Here is a 2243-nt window from a genome sequence, read left to right on the forward strand (position 1 = left end):
TGCGCCGCCGCGGCGAGCCCTACGGCCCCGCCGACCGGGTCACCGTGGGCCGCTCCGTGCTCGTCGCCCTGGCCGCCGCGCTCCTGCCCCTGGGGCTGGCCCCCGTGCTGGGGCATGACGGGGGCCGGCCCGCCGACGCCTGGTGCTGGGCCGTGTTCGCCGTCGCGCTGCCCGCGTGGCTGCTCGACGGGATCGACGGGTGGGTGGCGCGCCGCACCGGGACCGCCACGCGCGCCGGGGCCCGGTTCGACCAGGAGGTCGACGCCGTGCTGCTGCTCTTCCTCTCGGTGGCGGTCGCCGCCCGGATCGGGCTGCCGGAGGCGTGGTGGGTGGTGGTGATCGGCGCCCTGCGCTACCTCTTCCTGCTGGGTCTGCGGGTGCGCCCGGCGTGGCGCCGCGAGCTGCCCTTCTCCTCGTACCGGCGGGTGGTGGCGGGGATCCAGGGCGGCGTCCTGCTCGGCGCGCTGGTCCCCCTGATCCCGCTGCCGCTGGCCGTCACGGCCACCGTGATCGCGCTCGTCCTGCTGCTGGTGTCCTTCGGCCGGGACGTGCTGTGGCTGGAGCGGTGCGCCCGCGGCCTCAGCTGACGGGCGGCAGGCCGAGCACGTCCGCGTGCCCCACCGTGGCCCGCAGCCGGCCGCGGGCGCAGTCCACCAGGCGGGTCCGCAGCCAGGCGTGGGCCTCGGCCGTGAGGTCCGGGCGGTGCTCCACGGCGGCGTCCGCGCGGTCGGCGAGGAACCGCTCCAGGAGGGGCCGGGCCCACGGCTGGTCGGAGATCCACCAGGGGGTGGGCGTCACGTCCACGACCATGCCGCGCTCCTGCAGGGCCTCCGCGGCCAGCCGCACGGCGTCGGTCCCGGCGAGCTCGCCGCGGTGCTGGTGGTCCTCGAAGGCCCCCAGCACCGAGGGGTCCAGGTGGTGGGGCGGGTCGAGGAGGACCTCGCCGTCGACGGTCAGGGCGAGGAGCGCCGGGACGGCCTCCTCGGAGAGCACGCGCGCCAGGTCCCGGAGCTGCTGCCGGGTCAGCAGGTCGAGCAGTGCGGAGCACGTCACGAGCCGGCGGGCCGCCGGGTGCTCCGCGAGCACCCGGCCGAGCTCCTCGACCCCGGCGAGGACGGGCACGACGTCGGCCCCCTCCGCTCGGGCGGCGGCCACGGCCTGGTCGAGCAGCTCGCGGTCGTGGTCGAGCAGGATCCAGCGCTGGGGGCCGGGGAGGTGCCGGGCGAGCCAGGCCCGGTTCGCGCCCGTCCCGGCGCCGAGGTCCACCACCACGACCGGCTCGGTGTCCGCGGCGCCGGGGGCCGCGGCCGGCGGCAGCTGCTCCCAGTGCCGCACGATGCGGGCGATCAGCGGCAGGGAGTCCTCGCGGGCCGCGGCGTCGGCGGGCTCCCGCAGGGCCAGCCAGTCGCCTGCGACGGGACGGTCGGGGGCGGGGCGGTTCGTCATGACGGTCTCCTGGTGCGGTCGGGGTCGTGGTCGGGACTGCGTCCGAGGGCGTCGGACGGGTCGAGGTGCGGGCCGATCGCCGCGAGGACGTCGCGGGCGGTGTCCGTCCAGCTGCGCAGACGGTCGCGGCGGGCCAGTGCGGCGGCCCGCCACTGCGCGCGCAGGGCGGGGTCGGTCAGCCAGTCGCGCAGCACCGCGGTCCAGGCGGACGGGTCGGTGGGGTCGAGGGCGGCACCGGCCCGGAGGCCGGCGCAGGACGGAACACCGGTGTCGGGCGCACCCCGGGGTCCCGGCGTGCCGTCGAGGGCCTCGACCGCACCGGTGCCGGCCGCGACCACCGCGGGCACGCCGTGGGCGAGCGCCTCGGTGACGACCATGCCGTAGGTCTCGGTCGTGGAGGGCAGCAGCAGCAGGTCGGTGCGCGCCCACTGCCGGGCCAGCGCGGCGCCCTCGAGGGGACCGGGGCAGCGCACGCGCCCCGGATCGGGGAGGTCCCGGACTGCCGCGCGCAGGGTGCGGACGTGCTCGGGGCCGCCCTCGGGGCCGACGAGGTCGAGGGTCCAGCCGAGGGCGGTCAGCGGCGCGAGGGCCTCCAGCAGGAGGCCCTGGTTCTTGCGCGGGGTCAGGGACGCCAGACAGGTCAGCCGCGGCGGGCGCGACCCCGCGGCCACCGGTCCGCGCTCGGCCCCCGGCTCGGCCACGACGGCGTCCGCGGTGCCGTAGCGGCGGAGGAGATCGCGGGCCGCCCAGGCGCTGGGCACCAGCACGCCGGTGGCGGAGGCCAGAGCGGCAGCCTC

3 protein-coding genes are annotated in these 2243 nt (G+C 78.7%); 1 reads left to right on the forward strand and 2 read right to left on the reverse strand.

Going from position 1 to position 2243, the window contains the following annotated elements; translation table 11 throughout:
- On the forward strand, positions 1-587 hold a 587-nt coding region (locus CRM73_RS18970; protein ID WP_229588767.1), incomplete at its 5' end, for a CDP-alcohol phosphatidyltransferase family protein.
- Here the strand turns inward: CRM73_RS18970 and CRM73_RS18975 are convergent.
- Both CRM73_RS18975 and CRM73_RS18980 read right to left on the reverse strand, forming a co-directional pair.
- Positions 580-1446, reverse strand: coding sequence for a class I SAM-dependent methyltransferase (locus CRM73_RS18975; protein ID WP_229588768.1), 867 nt, complete (start codon positions 1444-1446; stop codon positions 580-582). The genes CRM73_RS18970 and CRM73_RS18975 overlap by 8 nt on opposite strands.
- Positions 1443-2243 (reverse strand): glycosyltransferase family 4 protein (locus CRM73_RS18980; RefSeq protein WP_229588769.1); only part of this gene is annotated, 801 nt, incomplete at its 5' end. The genes CRM73_RS18975 and CRM73_RS18980, both read right to left, overlap by 4 nt.

It is taken from the genome of Kocuria sp. CCUG 69068, assembly GCF_020833785.1.
In the GTDB taxonomy this organism is placed as follows: domain Bacteria; phylum Actinomycetota; class Actinomycetes; order Actinomycetales; family Micrococcaceae; genus Kocuria; species Kocuria rosea.